Here is a 20434-nt window from a genome sequence, read left to right as displayed (position 1 = left end):
GTTATTGAAATTTTTATTAGCTTACTCTTAAATGTCAAAATTATTTAAGGAAAGTAAGTTAAAGCTACAGTTAAACTATTAATGTCAAATCTTCCATCTGTTATTTCTATCTCATCAGAAGGGTCATTTATATTTCTAACTTTGCAATTAAAAGTTCCAGAAATAATTGTTCCAGAATTTTCATTACCTAGCATAAACCTTGTAATTTTAAAAGTTCCTGAGTTATTATAAGACAGATATCTTTGATAAGAATTTGTTTTTGTACGTATATATCAGAGTATAGATAATGATGCTCTAATCCATCAATAGATGTAAATCCATTAGACTCATCAATAACATAGTTTCCAGTCCCATTTTCAATTGCATTATGCATATGAATAAACAAAATGCTACCATTTGTACTCTTATGGTCAATTATTTTCAATTCTAAATAGTCGAAATCAAATGATGGATACCCCCTTGTTAAATCTGCCCCAGAAAGCGGGTTAATTTGGCTAGTGTTTCCACTACGAGGTAGTAGTATTTTCCCGTCAATAATGCACCCAAAAGTGTTAGCACCTGTTTGGGTTTCAGGTGGGAGTCTCGATGCAGGGTCGCTGGATGAGTCATCGCTACTGCAACTTATTATTAAAGTTGTGAGAAATAGTAAAAATAGTTTTTTCATAGGTTAAAATTTAAGGGGTTTAAATAACTGTACTCGGCAGTATGACTATAATCTTTACTGTTATAATTGTACAAATTGGCTTTTTGATAGGTACGTTCATAAATAATACCCGTCCTAACTGTTGATTGGTCAATATTGACCAGCATAGAATCTAATGCTTTTGGTGCTGCTGCACTGTCATATTGGGCTTGTATGTAAAAAGGAATCAACATACAACTGAATAGAAAAAATAATTTTTTCATAATTTGGGGTGTTTTCGGTTATTATATTTTGTTTTGGTTTTTGAAATATTTTTAATTTAATTTTATAGATTTGCCTTTACAAAAGCTACTCTATCATCAAGGAAAGTATGTAAGCTTTATTGTTAAACTATTGATATCAAATCTTCCATCTGTAATTTCTATCTCGTCAGTAGGGTCCTTTATATTTCTAACTTTGCAACTAAACGTTCCAGAAATTATTAATCCGCTTCCTGAACCTAAAGTCAATCTGTTTATAGTATAAGTTCCAGAATTTTGATAAGATACATATTGTTGATAAGAATTTGTTTTATTATTAAATATATTACAATGTAAATAATGGTGTTGGAAGCCATCAATATCGGTCATTCCGTTTGACTCATTAATTATAAAGGTTCCAAGTCCATTTTCCGGAGCACTATGCATGTGAAAAAATAAACTTGCTCTTGGAGTACTTTTGTAATCAATTATTTCTAATTCGAGATAATCATATACATCTGGGTAACCTCCAAATAGTCTAGCTCCAGAGAGAGGACTAACCTGACTTGTATTTCCACTACGTGGTAATAGTATTTTGCCGTCAATAATGCACCCAAAAGTATTGGCACCTGTTTGGGTTTCAGGTGGGAGTCTTAATACGGGGTCGTTGGAAGAGTCGTCGCTACTGCAACTTAAAATAAAAGTTGTGATAAGTAATAAAAATAATTTTTTCATAATTTGGAGGTGTTTTTTGGTTATTGAAAAATTTTATTTAGGTCAAATTTACTTAATGTATTTTAAGGAAAATAGGTTGTTTTTATTGTTAAACTATTAATGTCAAATCTTCCATCCGTTATTTCTATCTCATCATTAGGGTTGTTTATATTTCTAACTTTACAATTAAATGTACCAGAAATTATGTTACCAGTTGTTGCATTTCGCATTGATTTAGTGATTATAAATGAACCAGAATTTTCAAAAGACACATATTTTTGGTAAGAACTGGTCTCCCGGCTATATACATTGCAATGTATATAATTGTGTGCATAACCATCAATTCCATTCATTCCATTTGACTCATCAATGATGTAACTGCCAACTCCATTTTGAACAGCATTATGCATGTGAATATAAAAACTTGCACTTCTATTACTTTTATGGTCAATTATTTCTAATTCATAATAATCGAAATCAAATTCGGCAAAACCCCTTAATAATCTGGCTCCGTAGAGTGGATTAATTTGACTTGTGTTTCCACTGCGAGGTAGTAGTATTTTTCCGTCAATAATGCACCCAAAAGTATTTGCACCTGTTTGGGTTTCGGGCGGGAGTCTCGATGCAGGGTCGTTGGATGAGTCATCGCTACTGCAACTTACTAACGATAGAATAGTTAAAAACAATAAGATTTTTGTTTTCATAATAATAGACTTTAAGGGGTTAAAATATTGTTGAAAGTAATTAATTATTTTAATTAAAAGTGCTTGTGTAAGTAGAAATTAAATCATGTTGTAATAATTATAGATGTTTATTTTTGTCAAAGGTTATAAATCAGCTAATGGCAGAGACTGGTCATAGATTATTCCTGATGTAACTGTAGATTGATTGACATTTTGTAAATATATATCTAACGAACTTGTTTGTGCAAAGGCACTTGCGAAACATAAAAATGCTCCAGATCTTCGATGGTCTCTGACCTCGAAGCCTTTTTTTTCTGTTAAAATAATGTCTCCTGTTTTAAGCTCATCGAAAAAAAGTATATTTATGCGAAGTTGGCCCCGATAGCTATCGCGGGTTCGCAGAGCGTCACAGATTTTAATAGAAACCTCGGGAGCTGGTGTGAATTGTTTATTTTAAATTTATTTTGGGAGGTGTTTTAGTTTCTCAATTGATGCAACCTTGCCACATATTTCCCAATTACATCAAATTCCAAATTAATTTTTGTCCCAACTTCAAAATTCTTGAAGTTCGTATGTTCGTACGTATAAGGAATAATCGCCACACTAAACTGATTGTGCTTTGAATTGACCACAGTCAAACTTACTCCATTTACTGTAATCGACCCTTTTTCAATAGTCAGATTATTTAGTTTTTCATCGTATTCAAAGGTGTAATACCAACTTCCGTTCGCATTTTCTACGCTTTTGCAAATGCCAGTTTGATCCACGTGACCTTGCACAATATGTCCGTCCAGTCGATCGCCCAATTTCATGGCGCGTTCTAAATTGACTAAATCGCCTGTGTTCCAATTTCCGAGATTGGTTTTTTCGATGGTTTCTCTGATGGCGGTAACGGTATAAGAATCGTTATTTATCGCCACGACGGTAAGGCAAACGCCGTTATGAGCTACGCTTTGATCGATTTTTAATTCAGAAGTAATTGCTGATGAAATGGTCAGATGTAAGTTGTCTTGATCGTGACGCAATTCTTTTACGGTGCCGAGGGTTTCTATAATTCCGGTAAACATTTGTGGTTTTATTTTACTAAATTTGTAACCTCAAAATTAGCAATAAATAACTTGAAGTACATGAAAAAAGCAGAAAATATAATCGTTGGAATTTCAATTGGAGATCTAAACGGTATTGGAAGCGAAATTGTTTTAAAAACATTTGAAGACGCCCGAATGCTTGAAATGTGTACCCCCGTTATTTTTGCCAATGTAAAAACACTTTCCTTTCTGCGCAAGAGTTTTGAATCCACCGCTCCTTTGCACGGTATCGATAATTTAAGTCAAATTATCACAGGAAAAATCAATGTTTTGAATCTTTGGCGTGAGCCAATACAGTTGGAATATGGTGTAAATAATGAAGTCGTGGGCGAATATGCCATTAAATCATTTACAGCAGCAACTCAAGCGTTGAAAGACGAATTAATTGATGTTTTGGTCACTGCACCTATAAATAAATACAACATTCAATCGGAAGATTTTAAATTTCCCGGCCATACCGATTATTTAGATAAAGAGTTGGAAGGAGATGCATTGATGTTGATGGTAAGCGGTTCGCTTCGCATTGGGTTATTGACGGATCATATTCCGGTTAACGAAATTGCCTCGCATTTGACGGAAGCCTTAATTCGAAAAAAAATTAAAACAATTGATAGATGTCTGACGCAAGATTTTAGCATCAATAAACCAAAAATTGCTGTTTTAGGATTGAATCCTCATGCTGGAGACGGCGGCGTGATTGGTTCGGAAGATGAAAAATTAATACGTCCCGTAATCAAGAAAATGTTTGAAGAAGGAATTATGGTTTTCGGGCCTTATCCAGCGGATGGATTTTTTGGTAGCAATCAATATGAGAAATTTGATGCCGTAATTGCTACGTATCACGATCAAGGATTGATTCCGTTTAAGACGTTGTCATTTGGAACAGGTGTAAATTATACTGCAGGATTGGATAAAATTAGAACTTCACCCGATCACGGAACGGCTTATGACATTGCTGGAAAAAATTTGGCGAATTATAATTCATTTAAAGAAGCCGTTTATCTGGCACTTGACGTTTATAAATCGCGAAATCTATATGCTGAAATCAGTAAAAGACCGCTAAAAACAAGAGAAAAACACTTATAAACAAAAAAATGTTTATAACCCTTTTGAATTTGCGATAAATGTATATCTTTGCACTCCGATTCTAGGGTTCTGGAAAAGGACAAATTGTTGTTGCTATGAAAAAGTTAAATGAATATTTAATCCCCTTTGTAGGATTAAAATTAGGAAAGCACCAGTTTGAGTATCAAATTAATAAAACGTTCTTTGATCACTTTGAATACGACGATTTTGAAAGCGCCGACATTAAAGTGGATTTAGTTCTAGAGAAAAAAAGTTTGATGCTGGAATTGCTTTTTAAGCACAAAGGTACAGTTCATGTTCCTTGCGATGTAACAGGTGAAATGTTTGATTTACCTATTGACGGAAGCATGAAACTGGTTGTTCAATTTGGTGAAGAGTACAATGCAGATAACGAAGAATTGTTGATTTTGCCGCATGGCGAACACCAATTAGATGTTTCGCAGTACATTTATGAAATGATTGCATTGTCGGTTCCATTGAAACGCGTGCATCCTGGAGTTGAAGACGGCACTTTAGAATCGGAAGCTTTAGATAAGTTGAACGAATTGAGAGTGACTGAAGTAATAGAAGAAGTTGAAGAAGAAAAGGAAATAGACCCACGTTGGGACAAATTAAAACAACTATTAACGGATAAATAATATAGTAAAATGGCGCATCCTAAAAGAAAAATCTCGAAAACAAGAAGAGATAAGAGAAGAACACATTATAAAGCTACAGTAGCTCAAATCGCGACATGTCCAATCACTGGAGAAGCACATTTATACCACAGAGCTTACTGGCATGAAGGTAAAATGTACTACAGAGGACAAGTTGTTATTGACAAATCGTCTGTGGCTCTTGCATAATATTTGTTTTGCAAGCAAATTTTAAACTCTCCAATGTGAGAGTTTTTTTTGTTGTCTAAAATTTAGTGATAATTACTGTCAGTTAATATTAGGGTTTGGAAATTTTTTTGTAATTTCCACAACTTTTCTGTTGCACTTTGGCAAGGAATAAACTTACAACTTTATGAGTACAATTACAGCCGCAATTACTGCAGTCGGAGGCTATGTTCCAGATTTTGTTTTGACCAATAAATTATTGGAAACAATGGTGGATACCAATGATGAATGGATTACCTCAAGAACTGGAATTAAAGAACGAAGAATCTTAAAAGACGATAATTTAGGTACTTCTTACCTCTGCATAAAAGCTGCGGAAGACTTAATAGCTAAAGGAAATGTAAATCCTTTGGAAATAGATATGGTAATTGTTGCCTCTACCACGCCTGATATGCCTGTTGCTGCAACTGCCGTTTATGTGGCTACACAAATTGGAGCAACTAACGCTTTTGCTTATGACTTGCAAGCTGCTTGTTCAGGCTTCTTATACGCAATGTCCACTGCTGATGCATACATAAAATCAGGAAAGTATAAAAAAGTTCTAATCATTGGTGCCGATAAAATGTCGTCCATCATTGATTATACCGATCGCGCTACATGCATCATCTTTGGTGATGGAGGTGGAGCTGCATTATTAGAACCCAATTACGAAGGTTTAGGAATACAAGATGAGTTTTTAAGAAGCGATGGAGTAGGTCGTGATTTCTTAAAAATTGATGCTGGTGGATCTTTACTTCCTGCTTCGGCAGATACAGTTGCAAAACGTCAACATTATGTTTTTCAAGATGGAAAAACAGTGTACAAATATGCCGTTACCGGTATGGCAGATGTGAGTGAGAAAATTTTGCAAAGAAATAATTTGACTAAAGACGATGTGGATTGGTTAGTTGCACATCAAGCTAATAAAAGAATTATTGATGCTACAGCAAGCAGAATTGGTTTAGAAGAAGATAAGGTTCTTGTCAATATTCATAAGTATGGCAATACCACTTCAGGAACTTTACCTCTATTGCTTTTTGATTTTGAGAAAAAATTTAAAAAAGGAGATAATCTAATCTTTGCTGCCTTTGGTGGCGGATTTACTTGGGGAGCCATTTATTTAAAATGGGCTTACTAAAAAAACAAACAAAATATAACTAAAATAAACTGATTATGGAGTTAAAAGAAATTCAAAACCTAATTAAATTTGTAGCAGCTACGGGTGTTGCAGAAGTGAAATTGGAAATTGATAATGTAAAAATTACCATTAAAACGACATTGGGAGAATCTACTCCAGAGATTACGTATTTGCAACAAGCGCCAATGGCTCAACAGCCAATGCAACAAGCTGCTCCAGCTTTAGGTGCTCCTCAAGCGCCAGTTGCAGCTGCACCACAAGCGGATGAAAATGCAAAATACATTACAATCAAGTCTCCAATCATTGGAACATTTTACAGAAAACCTTCTCCAGACAAAGCAATGTTTGTTGAGGTGGGAACATCAATTGGTAAAGGAGATGTTCTTTGTGTAATTGAAGCAATGAAATTATTCAACGAAATCGAATCAGAAGTTTCAGGTAAAATTGTAAAAGTATTGGTAGACGATATGTCTCCAGTAGAATTTGACCAACCCTTATTCCTAGTTGATCCATCTTAAAAAATTATAAATTATGAATTATGAATTATTATTGGTAATAATTCATAATTCATAACTTATAATTTATAACTCATAATTAAAACAAGATGTTTAAAAAAATATTAATTGCCAATAGAGGTGAGATTGCCCTACGTATCATTAGAACATGTCGCGAAATGGGAATTAAAACCGTTGCAGTTTACTCTACGGCAGATGCCGAAAGTTTGCACGTTCGGTTTGCAGACGAAGCGGTTTGTATCGGACCACCACCAAGTAATTTATCCTACTTGAAAATGTCTAGTATAATCGCTGCTGCAGAAATTACAAATGCAGATGCCATTCATCCGGGGTACGGATTTTTATCTGAAAATGCAAAATTTTCTAAAATTTGTCAAGAACACGGAATCAAATTCATTGGAGCTTCTCCAGAAATGATTGACCGTATGGGTGACAAAGCTTCGGCAAAAGCAACCATGATTGAAGCAGGTGTTCCTTGTGTTCCCGGTTCTGAAGGTATTTTAGCGGATTATGAAGATGCGGTAAAAGTAGCTAAAGAAGTAGGTTATCCTGTGATGATGAAAGCTACCGCTGGTGGTGGTGGAAAAGGAATGCGTGCTGTTTGGAAAGAAGAAGATTTATTTAAAGCTTGGGAAAGTGCTCGTCAAGAAGCAGCTGCTGCTTTTGGAAACGACGGCATGTACATGGAGAAACTTATTGAAGAACCACGTCATATCGAAATTCAAGTAGTAGGAGATTCTTACGGAAAAGCGTGTCACCTTTCTGAAAGAGATTGCTCGGTTCAACGCCGTCACCAAAAATTAACTGAAGAAACGCCTTCGCCATTTATGACGGATGAGTTACGTAAGAAAATGGGTGATGCAGCCGTTAAAGCAGCCGAATATATTAAATATGAAGGCGCCGGAACTGTTGAATTTTTAGTAGACAAGCATAGAAATTTCTATTTTATGGAAATGAATACGCGAATCCAAGTGGAACACCCAATTACAGAGCAAGTTATTGATTACGATTTAATTCGTGAGCAAATTCTAGTTGCTGCAGGTGTGCCAATTTCAGGAAAAAATTACTTCCCACAGTTGCACTCTATTGAATGCCGAATTAATGCCGAAGATCCCTATAACGATTTCCGTCCTTCACCAGGAAAAATTACCAACTTGCATACGCCGGGAGGTCATGGAATTCGTTTAGATACACACGTATATTCCGGATATTCTATTCCACCAAATTACGATTCTATGATCGCAAAATTGATTACTACTGCTCAAACGAGACAAGAAGCAATTAATAAAATGAAGCGTGCATTAGATGAATTCGTAATTGAAGGAATTAATACTACAATACCGTTTCACCGTCAATTGATGGATGATCCGCGTTACGTTTCTGGAGATTACACCACAGCCTTTATGGATACTTTCAAAATGAAAGAGAAAAAAGACTAATACATATTATATTTTTGATCAATGCCTCATCTCCTGTGAGGCATTTTTTTTAGGTTCAATTGTGGAAATTTTACACAAAAGCAATGAGCTAAATTACACACTTTACACACTCTAATTTCAGTTTTTAAGTGCAAGGTGTTGTAAATCAATATCTGAAATCGCACTTCTCCTTTGGCACAATAATTTCAATAGTATTGATAACCTACTGATATAGTATTGTACAATGTACAATTCCAAAAAGTAATTATCGCTTTCGGAAGATTTATCTCTTTTGCCTCAAATCCAGTTCATTATTCAAATGGAATATTTAATGCTTTATTTGGAAAATCAGCTGAAATTAAAATAATTCATCTTCCCGAAGCGGTATTTTTTAAAAAGGAGTATAATTAGAATTACACGATAGAGCATTTAAAATACAAATCGCAATTGGATACCAGAAGGCTACTGTTAGAGCGGATGCCGATGGCAATTGTAGTATAAAATAAGTTAGGGTAACTTATAATTTGTTTTTGTTAAAAAGAGGTTTGTTCATTCAAACCTCTTTTTTTTGCATATAATTAAGACGAAACACTTTTTTTAAACTTTATATTAGCACAAAAGATTTTACCAATGGCCAAACTTTTAGTAATTGAAGATGATGTAGCATTTTGTAAACTAGTTGAGAAATTTTTGACTAAAAATGGCTATGCGGTTACTACAGCTTTTTCTGCGGCTGAAGCCAAAAGCAAAACGGCATCTGACAAGTTCGACTTGATTCTGACTGATTTACGTTTGCCCGATTCCGATGGAATGACATTGCTTACCGAATTCAAACAAGACCTTCCGTTCACTCCAGTGGTTTTAATGACAGGTTACAGCGATATTAACACAGCTGTAAAAGCAATAAAAAATGGCGCAGCCGATTATATTTCAAAGCCATTCAATCCGGATGAAGTTTTGATTGTGGTTGCAAATGCTTTAAAAAATGCACGCGTTTTTTCAGAACCCAAGCCTGCCCAAACTAAAACCACCGCTAAAGTGGTCAAAGAGTCCAATTCAGAATTTGTTTTAGGTATATCACCTGCTTCTGTAAAATTAGCGGAGTACATAAAATTGGTCAGTCCTACCGATATTTCAGTATTAATTATCGGCGAAAGTGGAACGGGAAAGGAAGTCATTGCCCAAAAAATTCATAAAAACAGTACTCGAAATAAAAAACCATTCATTGCTGTAGATTGCGGAACTATTCCAAAAGATTTAGCGGCAAGCGAATTTTTTGGACATGTAAAAGGTTCATTTACTGGAGCATTGAATGATAAAATTGGATACTTTGAAGCAGCAAATGGCGGTACTATTTTTCTAGATGAAATTGGAAACTTGTCTTATGAAAATCAAGTGCAATTGTTGAGAGCACTTCAAGAACGAAAGGTCAAACCTGTTGGAAGTACCAAAGAAATTGCCGTTGATATTCGTATTATTACGGCAACCAACGAAGATTTGCGTGAAGCAGTAAAAAATGGCGATTTCAGGGAAGATTTATACCACAGGATTAATGAATTTTCAATTGCATCACCTTCGTTGAAAGAACGGAAAGAAGACTTATTGATATTTGCCGATTTCTTTTTGGAAAAATCCAATCAGCAGTTGAATAGAGAAGTCATCGGTTTTTCGAATGAAGTGATTCAGATATTTCAGAACTATTCGTGGCCTGGAAATTTAAGAGAATTACAGAACGTTGTCAAGCGTTCGACACTATTAACGTCAGGCGAATTTATAGAAAGAGACGTTTTGCCTTCAGAGCTTTTTTTGGTGCATCCAGAAAAGGATGAGGTTGTTTTTTCGCTTTCGCAAAATGAAAAAGAGGCAATTATTCAGGCGTTGGAACAAACGCAAAATAACAAATCAGAAGCAGCAAAATTGCTTAAAATCAATAGAAAGACACTTTATAACAAACTCAAATTTTATAATTTAGAGTACTGAATCTTTTCTGAATAGCTCAAAAAGGACGGTTATTTTCTGATTCAGTAAGATATTGATTTGCTCTATTTCATCCAATTCCAACGGTTTTGTACTCAAATCATTTAATAAATCTGCAATTCCTGTAGCCTCAATTTGTTGAAACATGGGATACATTCTATGCGCGATTTCTTGAACAGCCAAAACGTTTTTCTCATTGATGCCTTGACGTAAAACCAGCAAACTTTCGTGCGTATTTTTGACAAAGGAATTCAGGACTTCCCGAAGCGCCACATCATCATCGGGTAAAAATGCTTTCAATTTAACTAAAGAATAATTCGAATTAGATGCAGCATTTTCGCTAGAATTGAAGGTCGCTTTTCTGTCTATTGCAAACAATTCATCCAATTGCTCCAACAATTTTAATGGCGAATATGGCTTTTGAACCACTGACGAAAAACCTGCTTTTTGATATACTTCTAGCGCTAAATCAGCTCGACCTGTGATGGCTAAAATGGGCTGTTGCTTATACATTTCTAAAAGCTGAAGTTGCTCGATAAAACCAAAACCATCCAAATTGGGCATTTGGATATCTGTTATAACGCAATCAAAATCTATTGTTGCAACTGCATTTAATGCTTCCATCGCCGAATGAAATGGATATACTATGTGATTTTTTTGCCTTAATACTTCGGCTGTCAGAGCGAGCAAATTTGAGTCGTCGTCTACTATCACAATTTGACGTGTTTTTCGTGTAGTAATTCTGTTTTGCGGTTCATTTGCCACAAATTGGTGTGTAGCCCAAATCAAGGGAAGTTGAATATAAAAGGTGCTTCCTTGACCGTACTTGCTTTTTAAAGTTAATGTTCCGTTTAAAGATTCTGTTATTTTTCGGGCAATGGTAAGGCCCAATCCTGTGCCTCCAAAGACTTTTTCAATGCCGTCATTGGCTTGAGTAAATTCTTCAAAAACGAGTGCTTGACTGCTTTCTTTAATTCCTATTCCGGTGTCTTTTACCGTAATTTGGATGTTGTGCTCTATAACTTTCGCTTCAATGGTAATACTTCCTTTTTCAGTAAACTTGTAAGCATTGCCAATTAAATTACTCAAAATTTGACGCAGACGAAAAGGGTCGCTCACGATATTTTTATCAAATAAAGTATCAATATCCAATTGGAGTGAAATTTCTTTTTGCGTGTAAACCGCTTGGATGTTGTTTGCCACTTCCTCAATGACATTTGGCAATGAGAAAGGCATGTTTTCTACAATAATTTTACCCGATTCAATCTTCGTGAAGTCCAATAAATCTTGAACCAACTTAGAAATGTATTCAGACGAACTTTTTATGTTTTTATTGTAATGCGTCTGTTTGGCTGTCAAATCAGAATTGCCCAAAAGTTCGGAATAACCTACGATGGTACTCAAAGGCGTTTTTAAATCGTGGCTCACGGTAGAAATTAATTGCTCACGGTCTTTAATTAATTTTTGTGCTTTTAAATTTGCCGCTTCCAACTGTTTCTTATAGGATTCCGTTTTGGAAAAATCACTTAAAATTAAAATCGAAAAAAACACGGTCAATATAAAACCTGCAATGGCAGCGTACGTTACTATTTCATTGGTTTTCTGCAAAGAAGCTTCTTTTTGCAAATTAGTAGCTGTGGTATTCCGAATGATTTCACGCTCAATTATGTTTAAAATTTTACGCAATTGTTCTGAAATAGAAACTTCATTTTTTTGCAATTTTTGCTCTTGAATTGCTAATGATTTATTTTCCGAAGCATTAGCACGAACTACGTCACTTAATGCCGTTTTTGAAACGACCAACATGGAATCAAGCGCTTTTTGCGTGAGCGTATTTGAACTGTCGTTAGGAATATTTTGGTTTAAAACGGCTACCATTTTCTGCAAAACGCTTCGTTGATATTCGCCTAAATCATTAGGGTTTTTGACTAAATCATTGATCTGAAGTTTGCGCAAAGACCCTTCCATTTGCGTGATCTTGTTGATCGCACGCTGAACCGCTTCTTCATTATTTGCCTGTTGTTTTACAATTTTTAGATCACGTATCGTCCGAACTTTTTTATTCAGTAGCACTTTTACAGTATCCAATAAGGTAATTTGCTTGGGATTTGGAATGAAAACCTTAAACGCTTCTATTTCGGATTTCAACGAATCCGTGTGGAGAATGTAATTGTTTAAGTCTTCTTCGCCATCGGATTGCAAAGTTTTTCTAGCATAACCTTCGTTTTTATAAATATTGGAAAGAAGGTTGCTGACCTTTAATACTTTATCATTCTCGGTCGCGATGTTGGCTTCCGTTTTTGAAAAAACAATATTTTCAGTATATAAAAGCCAGCCTACCGTTGCCACCAAAGCAATTAAAGCAAGGTAACTCAATAAGACTTTGACGGGAATGTAACTTTTTTTATCGGCCATTGCGTAAAGATAAAAAGTAATGAAAATTTAAATTCGTATAAATTGTTAAAATACAAACATAAAAAAATCCCGATTTATGGTCGGGATTATATGTGGTCTGAAAAAAAAATTAGAGACTCATTTTTTTAGCCAAATCGTTTGGAACCGCTGCTTTATGAACCATAATCGCAGTTGATTTCAGTTTTACATATTCTTTAGTCATGAATAAATATCCTTTATAATCATTGGTAACGCCCCAAGAATTCTTCACGATGTAATATTCTTTTCCATTTTGGTCTTTTGCAAGTCCCACAATGTGCATTCCGTGATCGTCCGTTGTAGAATAATTGTCAAATTGCTTTTGACGTGCTTCATCAGTTGTAACAGGTTCTGGTTTTGGACCATTGAAAATGTTGGCTTTTTCGTCTGCATTCATTTCGTCAAAGCTTTTATCGCTTACAAATGCAACTCCATTTTTCCAGCTGAATGTTTTTTCACTTACATCTCCAGCCCAAGCCACTGTATATCCTTTTTTCAAAGCATTGTCCACTATTGACGTTAAATCGTTTGCTTTTACATTATAAACCTGCTCAAAAGACCAATTGTCTGGAACTAAAAGCATTCCTTTTGTGTAAAATGGCGTAGTATCAAAAGAAGAAATCTGAATATAATCGTCAGCATTAATACCAATTACTTCCTTTGCAAAACTCTGTGGTGTGTATTTTTTTCCATTGTAATCAAAGCTTTCAGGAACTTGTCCTAGATAAGAATCAATTACAGAAGCATATGCTTTTTCCCAGTTTGGCGTCAGTTGACCGTTAGGATTTTTTACTACGGCTTGCAAAATACTTTCCGTAATCGCACCCATTTCACCAAACTTGTTTTTATCGGTTCCGTAGTTCAAGCCTGTGTAAACCGACTGCGGAACAGCTCCGTATTTTTTGTACATATTGATCACGTCATACAAAGCACCACCATCTCCCAATGTTACGGCTCCGTGCATTCTTACGTACATTTTTCCTTTCTCAATGTAGGTGTTTCTAGCGGAAAATATCTGCGAAATTTCAACGGGTTGTTTTCCCATTCGAGCCATTTCAGATTCTAGAAATGAGTTTGCCGAGTAACTCCAGCACGTTCCGGAAGAACCTTGATTTTTAACTGAAGTATTTTGAAGATTGATGACTTCTGTAAACTTAAAAGACGCTTTACTGTTGTCGCTTGAGTTGACTTTTAAAGAATTGACAAGATTGTCTTGTGCAAATGTTGCTCCAGCAACAAGCATTGTTGCAGCTAATAAAAATGGTTTAATAGATTTTGGATACATATTTAATTGTTTGAATAGTAAGATGCGTAAAAATAGCAATTGTTATAGAACAATCGTCATTTTAACAGTAGTTAATTGTTAATGTTGGATGAGATTTTCAAAATGAATAATCAATTATAATTTTAATTTTTTAATTTCTTTATCAAAATCCGAAACTATTTTTTGGGTTTTATTGAACGTTTCATATGCTGTAATCGCTTTTTTTTCGGCTTCAAGTCGGGATGTTTTTCCTTTTCCTTCCATGATTTTATATTCGTTGAAGGTTAAAAATTTGTTGACACTTTCTGCTAATTCATTCATTGTAAAAGTGTTTTCGCGTTCTATCAAACCTTCGATATAATCGAAATACCCGGTTATGGTTCGTTCCAGCTGTTTTATTTCATTTTCTTGCAAATAATTTTTTGCAATAACCACATCTTGCTTTAAGATTCTGCCTTCCGGCGAATGTTTCCAAGTGGTCAAGCCCATATTTTCTTGTAGACTATCCGCTTTTAAGTAAATAATTTCAGCCGCAGTTTTTCCAGTAATGGCAAAGTGAAATTTATTTTGAACAGCAGCATAAAAGTTTTTGGTAACCTCTGAATCTCTATTATAATCCATACTGCACTCGGCAAAGATATCAGTAATTTGCTGATAGATTCTTCTTTCACTAGCTCGAATAGAACGAACTCGCTGTAAAAGTTCCTTAAAATAATCTTTCTCAAAAACAGTTTGTCCCTGCTTCAATCGTTCATCGTCCATCACAAATCCTTTGATGATAAATTCTTTCAAAGTTTGAGTGGCCCAAATTCTAAATTGAGTAGCTTTTGCCGAATTTACTCGGTAACCCACGGAAATTATGGCGTCAAGATTATAAAACTTTTGATTACGTTCTACCATTCTTGAACCTTCCTTCTGAACTTGTAAAAAATCCTTACAAGTTGAATTTTCATCTAGTTCGCCAGCTTCATAGATGTTTTTTAAGTGAATGGTTATATTTTGTGGAGTCGTTTCAAACAAAGCCGCCATCGCTTTTTGAGTTAGCCAAAAAGTTTCGTTTTTCACAAAAACATCTACTCGAACTTGGTTATTCGGTAAACTATATATTAAAAAGTTTTTGACTTCGCTTTCCATCGTGAAACAATTAAAGGGTTTCTTTCAACCATTTGAAAAATTCTCTTTGCCAAACAATCGCATTTTGTGGTTTCAAAACCCAGTGATTTTCTTCTGGAAAATAAACCAATTTACTTTTAATTCCACGAAGTTGAACAGCTTGAAATGCTTCTAAACTTTGACCAATTGGCACACGGAAATCTTTTCCACCTTGAATGATTAAAATAGGTGTGTTCCATTTGTCTACATAATTGATTGGGTTGAATTCGTTGTATGCCTTTTGAGCAATTGCGTTGTCTTTTTCCCAATAAGCACCACCAAAATCCCAGTGGTTAAAGAATACTTCTTCGGTAGTCCCAAACATACTTTGCGTATTGAAAACACCATCGTGAGCGATAAATGTTTTAAAACGATTATCATGATTTCCCGCTAGATAAAACACAGAATATCCACCATAACTCGCGCCAACAGCACCCAAACGGTCTTTGTCCACGTATTTTTCCTTTGCAACATCGTCAATCGCACTTAAATAATCGTCCATCACTTGTCCGCCCCAATCTTTACTAATTTGCTCGTTCCATTCCACACCGTGACCTGGCATTCCGCGACGGTTTGGAGCTACAACAATATAACCTTGAGCCGCCATTACTTGGAAATTCCAACGGAAAGAATAAAACTGCGACAATGCAGATTGTGGTCCACCTTGGCAATATAATAAAGTTGGATATTTTTTAGTAGCGTCAAAATTTGGGGGTAGAATTACCCAAACCAACATTTTTTTGCCGTCTGTAGTTGTTACATACCTCTTTTCAACTTTGCTTAAAGTGATGGATTTATAAATATCATCATTCACTTTTGTCAACTGTTTCCACGATTTTTTCTTCAAATCATACGAGAAAAGTTCGGTGGCATGATTCATATCAGTACGTGAAACGATAGCAGAATTATTTACAATTCCAATCAATCCTGTCACGTCAAAATCGCCTTTTGTAATTTGTTGAACCGTAATGGCAATTCGCGTCATTCCCGGAAAATTAACTTCAAACAATTGTTTGGTTCCATCAACAGCAGCGGTGAAATACACTTTTTTACCATCAGCACTCCATGAAAAACTATCCACAGTTCCGTCCCAACCGGCAGTCAAATTCATTTTTATTCCCTTAAAAGAAACAATAATATCATTTTTATCGGCTTCATAACCGTCGCGTTTCATTTGCAACCAAGTCAATTCTCCGTTTGGCGAAAATTGTGGAGCCGTATCATATCCTAAATTTTCTGCCGTTAAATTTGTAGTTTTTTTGGTAGCCAAATCATATTCGTACAAGTCCGTATTCGTAGAAACCGCATATTCTGTTCCCACTTTTTTCTTGGAAACGTAAACGATTTTACTTCCATCAGGCGACCAAATGTAATCTTCATCACCTCCAAAAGGCTTTTGTGGACTGTCAAAAGGTTCGGTTGGCATAATGTCTATTCCAGCTTTTGCCGAAGTATTTTCTTTATAAAAAACGTGGTTGTGTTTGCCTTCGTTCCAAGTGTCCCAATGTCTGTAATCCAAAGCATCGTAAATTTGAACATCCGACTTTTCTAATTCAGGATAAAAATCTTTCCCTAAAACTTTCGAGATTTTCACTTCTTCACTGTACAACACTTTTCCGTCTTTCGAAACATTTTTGTCATTCAATAGAGTTGAATAATCTGTAATTTCTGTTGCATTCCCGCCGTTTACAGGCATTAAATAGACTTTACTGCTCGATTTATTTTCGTCAACCGAAACTTGAGTCACTTTATAAACAATGTTTTTTTGGTCTTTAGTAATTCCCAAAGCCGAAACTCTACCTAATTTAAACAATAATTCTGGCGTCATCACCTCTTGCGAAAAAGCATTTATACTCATCATTAGCACTAATAATGGAACGATTTTTTTATACATAATACGTGTGTTTCGTTCAATTTCTTGAACATTTTTAGCAATCCCAAAAATACTAATAATATTATAGATTTGCCTTGTCCAAGGTCGTGCTTTCCTTGAAATAGAAGAAGTTTAACGCTAAATTATAACTTCCGCTTTTCTTTAGAATTTAATTTGGGCGTGACCCTGATGAAAAATCAGGGTCGGGCTGTCCGTTCCCGCTTCCCGATGAAAAATCGGGAGAGCTCCTCTTCCATCCCTCACGCGAAAAACAGCTTCCTTACGTAGAAAAATGCAGTTATTAATCGCCACTTTTTTATCAAGATTGAATGAGAATCGCGATTTAAATTCAAAATGACTACTTTTAAACACTGTAATATAATCTCGCAAAGGTGCCAAGACGCAAAGAAAAACAGCTCGAGCTTTGCGTCTTTGTGAGGCAAAAACTCTTAATAGATAGTATTGTTTAGTAATAATTTTGAAACAAAAAACACAAATGAATTTAAGTTACTGGGAATATAAAAGTTGGTTTCAAAACATTGACTTCACCATTGTAGGAAGTGGAATTGTAGGCTTACATACCGCCTTAAATTTGCGAACGCGTTTCCCCGAAAGTAAAATACTAATTATTGAAAAAGGAAGTTTGCCCGAAGGAGCAAGTACTAAAAATGCCGGCTTCGCTTGCTTTGGAAGTTTGTCTGAAATTGTGGACGACTTAAAAACACAATCTCCAGTAGAAGTTTTTAAATTGATTTCGAAACGTTGGGAAGGTTTGCAATTGTTGCGAAATAGAATTGGTGATGAAGCGATGGATTTTCAGCAAAATGGCGGTTACGAACTATTCACAGAAAACGATAAAGACACTTTTGAAGAATGTTTAGAGAATATAGATTTCGTCAATGAATTGCTTTTTCCCTTGTTTAAAAGTCCGGTTTTCAAATTGCAGAAAGATACTTTTGGCTTTGAAAAGATTCGGCAACAAATCATTTTCAATCCTTTTGAAGCGCAAATTGATACGGGGAAAATGATGCAGAAGTTATTGAAATTAGCCTTTTCAGAAGGAATTTTAATTTTAAATAATCAATCGGTGACGGAATATCAAGAAAATGAATCTGATGTAAAAGTAACGTTGAATGATTTCTCTTTTTCGACCAAGAAATTACTTTTTGCTACCAACGGTTTTTCGAAAGACTTGTTTTCAGAAGACGTTCAACCGGCGAGAGCTCAAGTATTGATTACAAAACCAATTCCCGATTTAGAAATTAAAGGTACTTTCCATCTAGACAAAGGCTACTATTATTTCAGAAATATCGACAACCGGATTTTATTTGGCGGAGGCCGAAACTTGGATATTAAAGGTGAAACGACGACTGATTTTGGCAACACAAATTTAATTCAAAATGAGTTGGAGCGCTTGTTAAAAGAAGTAATTTTGCCGAACCACAAATTTGAGATTGAACACCGCTGGAGTGGCATTATGGGAATGGGTCAGACCAAGAATCCTATTGTAAAACAATTGTCTAATCACGTGTATTGTGGTGTTCGGTTGGGAGGAATGGGAATTGCGATAGGCAGTTTAGTAGGAAAAGAATTAGCAGATTTTGTTTAAAAAATAGAATATTTTATGTTTAAAAAATTATTTCGTTTCATCTGGAAAGCAATGCTTTGGTTTTTTGGATTGTCTATTTTATCGGTGGTGATTTTTAAATTTGTACCGGTACCGTTTACGCCATTGATGATTACACGAGCCATTGACCAGAAGTTAGACGGACAAGAAATGACTACAAGTCACGATTGGGTTCCGCTTGAGCATATTTCTACAAACATGCAGAAAGCAGTTATCGCTAGTGAAGACGGGAATTTCTTAACGCATAGTGGTTTCGACTTTGATGCGATAAAGAAAGCGATGAAGAATAATGAAAATGGAAAAACAATTAAGGGAGGAAGCACGATTTCGCAACAAACCGCTAAAAATGTTTTCCTTTGGCAAGGCAGAAGTTATTTACGAAAAGGATTGGAAGCGTATTTCACGGTTTTAATTGAATTCATTTGGGGCAAGGAACGCATCATGGAAGTTTATCTCAATAGCATAGAAATGGGAACTGGCGTTTACGGAGTGGAAGCGGCTTCAAAACATTGGTACGGAAAATCCGCAGCTGATTTGTCGAAAAGAGAAGCGGCCGGAATTGCTGCAATTCTTCCCAATCCGCGGAAATTTAAAGCCAGTAATTCTTCGAGTTATATTGAAGGACGGAAAGGAAGAATTGTGAAACACATGGGATATGTGGGGAAATTAGATTATTGATGTATGCTTAAAATTGGTGGAATTATAGTGTTTGTTCTGATGAGTTGTACTTCTGTCGCACAAAAACATGTGGCAGAAATGGGACTAATTTTAGACAACGATTTGTATACTTCTACCTACAATGATAAATATTATACCAACGGTTTCGAAATCTATTACCGCTTTTTAAACACTCCTAAAAGCGAAAACATAGTAAAGAAAATCACTGAGTTTAGAATTGGTCAATACATCTACAATCCGCAGACTATAAGAGCGGAACGTATTGATTATAACGACCGTCCCTTTGCCGGAGTACTTTTTGCGGAAGCGGGCATTCATCATTTTTACAGCAATGAAAGTGTGCTTAAATTGATTGCACAAGTTGGTTTTATGGGGCCTAATGCCTTTGGTCAAGAAACACAAGAATTTTTCCACACCACCTTTGGCTACAAAAAAGTATCCGGATGGCAGTATCAGATGCACAATGCGTTATTGGTTCAGGCGGAAGTTTTTTACGCCAAGAAACTGTATACGCTAAACGACAAGAACACCTTGGATATTTTGGCGCAAGCCGAGGTAAAACTGGGCACGATTTTGAATGAAATAACGGTAGGACCTGTCTTGCGAATTGGTTTCAAGAACTTACTTCCTGTTTCTGATTCTAATTTATACGATGCGGCACTTCGGTACGACCAAAACTACAAGGACACTTCAGAATTTTACTTTTTCATCAGTCCGAAGGTGAATTATCAGGGGTATGATGCTACTATTGAGGGGAGTTTGTTTGACGACAATAGTCCGGTGACGTTTCCTTTGGTGCCGTTTCGGTTTCAGGGAGAAGCGGGTTTTAAGTACCGCAAGAACCGCTGGAACTTGAGTTATACCTTTAATTATACTTCTCAAGAGGTGGATAATATTGTGAATGAAGGGTATTATTATGGGTCGATTGGTATTGGTTATTCGCTAGAGTAGGAAATTGTTTCCATAACTACTGAAATATATAAGTTCTATAAAACTCTATTTGAATGCTGTCAACTTATAGTTTAAGTTTTAAAACTATTCCGAGC

At 35.5% G+C, this 20434-nt stretch carries 20 protein-coding genes; 10 read left to right on the top strand and 10 right to left on the bottom strand.

Annotated elements, in window-relative coordinates:
* Positions 1 to 44: 44 nt before the first annotated feature.
* The 6 genes from H602_RS20200 to H602_RS0107385 form a co-directional block, all read right to left on the bottom strand.
* Positions 45 to 194, bottom strand: coding sequence for a hypothetical protein (locus H602_RS20200; RefSeq protein ID WP_211224056.1), 150 nt, complete (start codon positions 192 to 194; stop codon positions 45 to 47).
* A complete protein-coding gene (locus H602_RS0107405; protein WP_026977450.1) occupies positions 188 to 664 on the bottom strand; it encodes a Riean_0653 family protein in 477 nt (158 codons plus the stop codon). The genes H602_RS20200 and H602_RS0107405 overlap by 7 nt, the downstream gene beginning before the upstream one ends.
* Positions 661 to 906, bottom strand: coding sequence for a hypothetical protein (locus H602_RS0107400; RefSeq protein ID WP_157504957.1), 246 nt, complete (start codon positions 904 to 906; stop codon positions 661 to 663). Before H602_RS0107400 ends, H602_RS0107405 begins: the two co-directional genes overlap by 4 nt.
* A 96-nt stretch (positions 907 to 1002) precedes the next feature.
* Positions 1003 to 1617, bottom strand: coding sequence for a Riean_0653 family protein (locus tag H602_RS0107395; RefSeq protein ID WP_026977448.1), 615 nt, complete (start codon positions 1615 to 1617; stop codon positions 1003 to 1005).
* A gap of 62 nt (positions 1618 to 1679) precedes the next feature.
* Positions 1680 to 2300: a Riean_0653 family protein gene (locus tag H602_RS0107390; RefSeq protein ID WP_026977447.1), complete on the bottom strand. Its 621-nt coding sequence runs from the start codon at positions 2298 to 2300 to the stop codon at positions 1680 to 1682.
* Positions 2301 to 2755: 455 nt separating this feature from the next.
* The gene (locus H602_RS0107385) at positions 2756 to 3346 is read right to left on the bottom strand and encodes a riboflavin synthase (RefSeq protein ID WP_026977446.1); all 591 of its coding nucleotides are present in this window, start codon (positions 3344 to 3346) and stop codon (positions 2756 to 2758) included.
* 60 nt (positions 3347 to 3406) lie between these two features.
* On the opposite strand from H602_RS0107385, the gene pdxA reads away from it, so the two are divergent.
* The 7 genes from pdxA to H602_RS0107345 all read left to right on the top strand — a co-directional run bounded on the left by pdxA (position 3407) and on the right by H602_RS0107345 (position 10364).
* Complete coding sequence (gene pdxA / locus H602_RS0107380; RefSeq protein ID WP_026977445.1) at positions 3407 to 4453, top strand: 4-hydroxythreonine-4-phosphate dehydrogenase PdxA; 1047 nt, start codon at positions 3407 to 3409, stop codon at positions 4451 to 4453.
* Between the two features lie 95 nt (positions 4454 to 4548).
* Positions 4549 to 5091, top strand: coding sequence for a YceD family protein (locus tag H602_RS0107375; protein ID WP_026977444.1), 543 nt, complete (start codon positions 4549 to 4551; stop codon positions 5089 to 5091).
* Between the two features lie 9 nt (positions 5092 to 5100).
* The gene (gene rpmF, locus H602_RS0107370) at positions 5101 to 5298 is read left to right on the top strand and encodes a 50S ribosomal protein L32 (RefSeq protein WP_026977443.1); all 198 of its coding nucleotides are present in this window, start codon (positions 5101 to 5103) and stop codon (positions 5296 to 5298) included.
* 163 nt (positions 5299 to 5461) lie between these two features.
* Complete coding sequence (locus tag H602_RS0107365) at positions 5462 to 6451, top strand: beta-ketoacyl-ACP synthase III (RefSeq protein WP_026977442.1); 990 nt, start codon at positions 5462 to 5464, stop codon at positions 6449 to 6451.
* A gap of 35 nt (positions 6452 to 6486) precedes the next feature.
* Entirely contained in the window at positions 6487 to 6969 is a 483-nt protein-coding gene (gene accB, locus H602_RS0107360) for an acetyl-CoA carboxylase biotin carboxyl carrier protein (protein ID WP_026977441.1), read from the top strand.
* 86 nt (positions 6970 to 7055) lie between these two features.
* A complete protein-coding gene (gene accC, locus H602_RS0107355; protein WP_026977440.1) occupies positions 7056 to 8405 on the top strand; it encodes an acetyl-CoA carboxylase biotin carboxylase subunit in 1350 nt (449 codons plus the stop codon).
* Between the two features lie 609 nt (positions 8406 to 9014).
* Positions 9015 to 10364, top strand: a complete 1350-nt coding sequence (locus H602_RS0107345; protein ID WP_026977439.1) for a sigma-54-dependent transcriptional regulator — start codon at positions 9015 to 9017, stop codon at positions 10362 to 10364.
* Here the strand turns inward: H602_RS0107345 and H602_RS0107340 are convergent.
* The 4 genes from H602_RS0107340 to H602_RS0107325 all read right to left on the bottom strand — a co-directional run bounded on the left by H602_RS0107340 (position 10353) and on the right by H602_RS0107325 (position 17104).
* Complete coding sequence (locus H602_RS0107340) at positions 10353 to 12776, bottom strand: ATP-binding response regulator (RefSeq protein WP_026977438.1); 2424 nt, start codon at positions 12774 to 12776, stop codon at positions 10353 to 10355. The genes H602_RS0107345 and H602_RS0107340 overlap by 12 nt on opposite strands.
* Before the next feature lie 109 nt (positions 12777 to 12885).
* Positions 12886 to 14079: a C1 family peptidase gene (locus H602_RS0107335; protein ID WP_026977437.1), complete on the bottom strand. Its 1194-nt coding sequence runs from the start codon at positions 14077 to 14079 to the stop codon at positions 12886 to 12888.
* Between the two features lie 114 nt (positions 14080 to 14193).
* Positions 14194 to 15192, bottom strand: coding sequence for a virulence RhuM family protein (locus H602_RS0107330; RefSeq protein WP_026977436.1), 999 nt, complete (start codon positions 15190 to 15192; stop codon positions 14194 to 14196).
* A 10-nt stretch (positions 15193 to 15202) separates the two neighbouring features.
* Positions 15203 to 17104, bottom strand: coding sequence for a S9 family peptidase (locus tag H602_RS0107325; RefSeq protein WP_035759134.1), 1902 nt, complete (start codon positions 17102 to 17104; stop codon positions 15203 to 15205).
* Positions 17105 to 17579: 475 nt separating this feature from the next.
* On the opposite strand from H602_RS0107325, the gene H602_RS0107315 reads away from it, so the two are divergent.
* Genes H602_RS0107315 through H602_RS0107305 form a run of 3 tightly spaced genes read left to right on the top strand, consistent with a single transcriptional unit; the run spans position 17580 to position 20339 of the window.
* Positions 17580 to 18692, top strand: coding sequence for an NAD(P)/FAD-dependent oxidoreductase (locus tag H602_RS0107315; RefSeq protein WP_026977433.1), 1113 nt, complete (start codon positions 17580 to 17582; stop codon positions 18690 to 18692).
* Between the two features lie 15 nt (positions 18693 to 18707).
* On the top strand, positions 18708 to 19388 hold the full coding sequence (gene mtgA, locus H602_RS0107310) for a monofunctional biosynthetic peptidoglycan transglycosylase (protein WP_026977432.1): 681 nt from the start codon (positions 18708 to 18710) through the stop codon (positions 19386 to 19388).
* A gap of 3 nt (positions 19389 to 19391) precedes the next feature.
* The gene (locus H602_RS0107305) at positions 19392 to 20339 is read left to right on the top strand and encodes a lipid A deacylase LpxR family protein (RefSeq protein WP_026977431.1); all 948 of its coding nucleotides are present in this window, start codon (positions 19392 to 19394) and stop codon (positions 20337 to 20339) included.
* Positions 20340 to 20434 lie beyond the last annotated feature (95 nt).

Source organism: Flavobacterium tegetincola DSM 22377 (assembly GCF_000425485.1).
GTDB classification, from domain to species: Bacteria; Bacteroidota; Bacteroidia; order Flavobacteriales; family Flavobacteriaceae; genus Flavobacterium; species Flavobacterium tegetincola.
Note: the sequence above shows the minus strand (reverse complement) of the source record. Positions and strands in the feature narration are given on the sequence as shown.

Bases quoted from the DNA above. Each gene is read 5' to 3' on its own strand.
- rpmF (WP_026977443.1), top strand. From the start codon at position 5,101: ATGGCGCATCCTAAAAGAAAAATCTCGAAAACAAGAAGAGATAAGAGA.
- H602_RS0107305 (WP_026977431.1), top strand. From the start codon at position 19,392: ATGCTTAAAATTGGTGGAATTATAGTGTTTGTTCTGATGAGTTGTACT.
- H602_RS0107390 (WP_026977447.1), bottom strand. From the start codon at position 2,300: ATGAAAACAAAAATCTTATTGTTTTTAACTATTCTATCGTTAGTAAGT.
- H602_RS20200 (WP_211224056.1), bottom strand. From the start codon at position 194: ATGCTAGGTAATGAAAATTCTGGAACAATTATTTCTGGAACTTTTAAT.
- pdxA (WP_026977445.1), top strand. From the start codon at position 3,407: ATGAAAAAAGCAGAAAATATAATCGTTGGAATTTCAATTGGAGATCTA.
- H602_RS0107340 (WP_026977438.1), bottom strand. From the start codon at position 12,776: ATGGCCGATAAAAAAAGTTACATTCCCGTCAAAGTCTTATTGAGTTAC.
- H602_RS0107405 (WP_026977450.1), bottom strand. From the start codon at position 664: ATGAAAAAACTATTTTTACTATTTCTCACAACTTTAATAATAAGTTGC.
- H602_RS0107385 (WP_026977446.1), bottom strand. From the start codon at position 3,346: ATGTTTACCGGAATTATAGAAACCCTCGGCACCGTAAAAGAATTGCGT.
- H602_RS0107400 (WP_157504957.1), bottom strand. From the start codon at position 906: ATGAAAAAATTATTTTTTCTATTCAGTTGTATGTTGATTCCTTTTTAC.
- accC (WP_026977440.1), top strand. From the start codon at position 7,056: ATGTTTAAAAAAATATTAATTGCCAATAGAGGTGAGATTGCCCTACGT.
- H602_RS0107330 (WP_026977436.1), bottom strand. From the start codon at position 15,192: ATGGAAAGCGAAGTCAAAAACTTTTTAATATATAGTTTACCGAATAAC.
- H602_RS0107325 (WP_035759134.1), bottom strand. From the start codon at position 17,104: ATGTATAAAAAAATCGTTCCATTATTAGTGCTAATGATGAGTATAAAT.
- accB (WP_026977441.1), top strand. From the start codon at position 6,487: ATGGAGTTAAAAGAAATTCAAAACCTAATTAAATTTGTAGCAGCTACG.
- H602_RS0107375 (WP_026977444.1), top strand. From the start codon at position 4,549: ATGAAAAAGTTAAATGAATATTTAATCCCCTTTGTAGGATTAAAATTA.
- H602_RS0107345 (WP_026977439.1), top strand. From the start codon at position 9,015: ATGGCCAAACTTTTAGTAATTGAAGATGATGTAGCATTTTGTAAACTA.
- H602_RS0107395 (WP_026977448.1), bottom strand. From the start codon at position 1,617: ATGAAAAAATTATTTTTATTACTTATCACAACTTTTATTTTAAGTTGC.
- H602_RS0107365 (WP_026977442.1), top strand. From the start codon at position 5,462: ATGAGTACAATTACAGCCGCAATTACTGCAGTCGGAGGCTATGTTCCA.
- mtgA (WP_026977432.1), top strand. From the start codon at position 18,708: ATGTTTAAAAAATTATTTCGTTTCATCTGGAAAGCAATGCTTTGGTTT.
- H602_RS0107335 (WP_026977437.1), bottom strand. From the start codon at position 14,079: ATGTATCCAAAATCTATTAAACCATTTTTATTAGCTGCAACAATGCTT.
- H602_RS0107315 (WP_026977433.1), top strand. From the start codon at position 17,580: ATGAATTTAAGTTACTGGGAATATAAAAGTTGGTTTCAAAACATTGAC.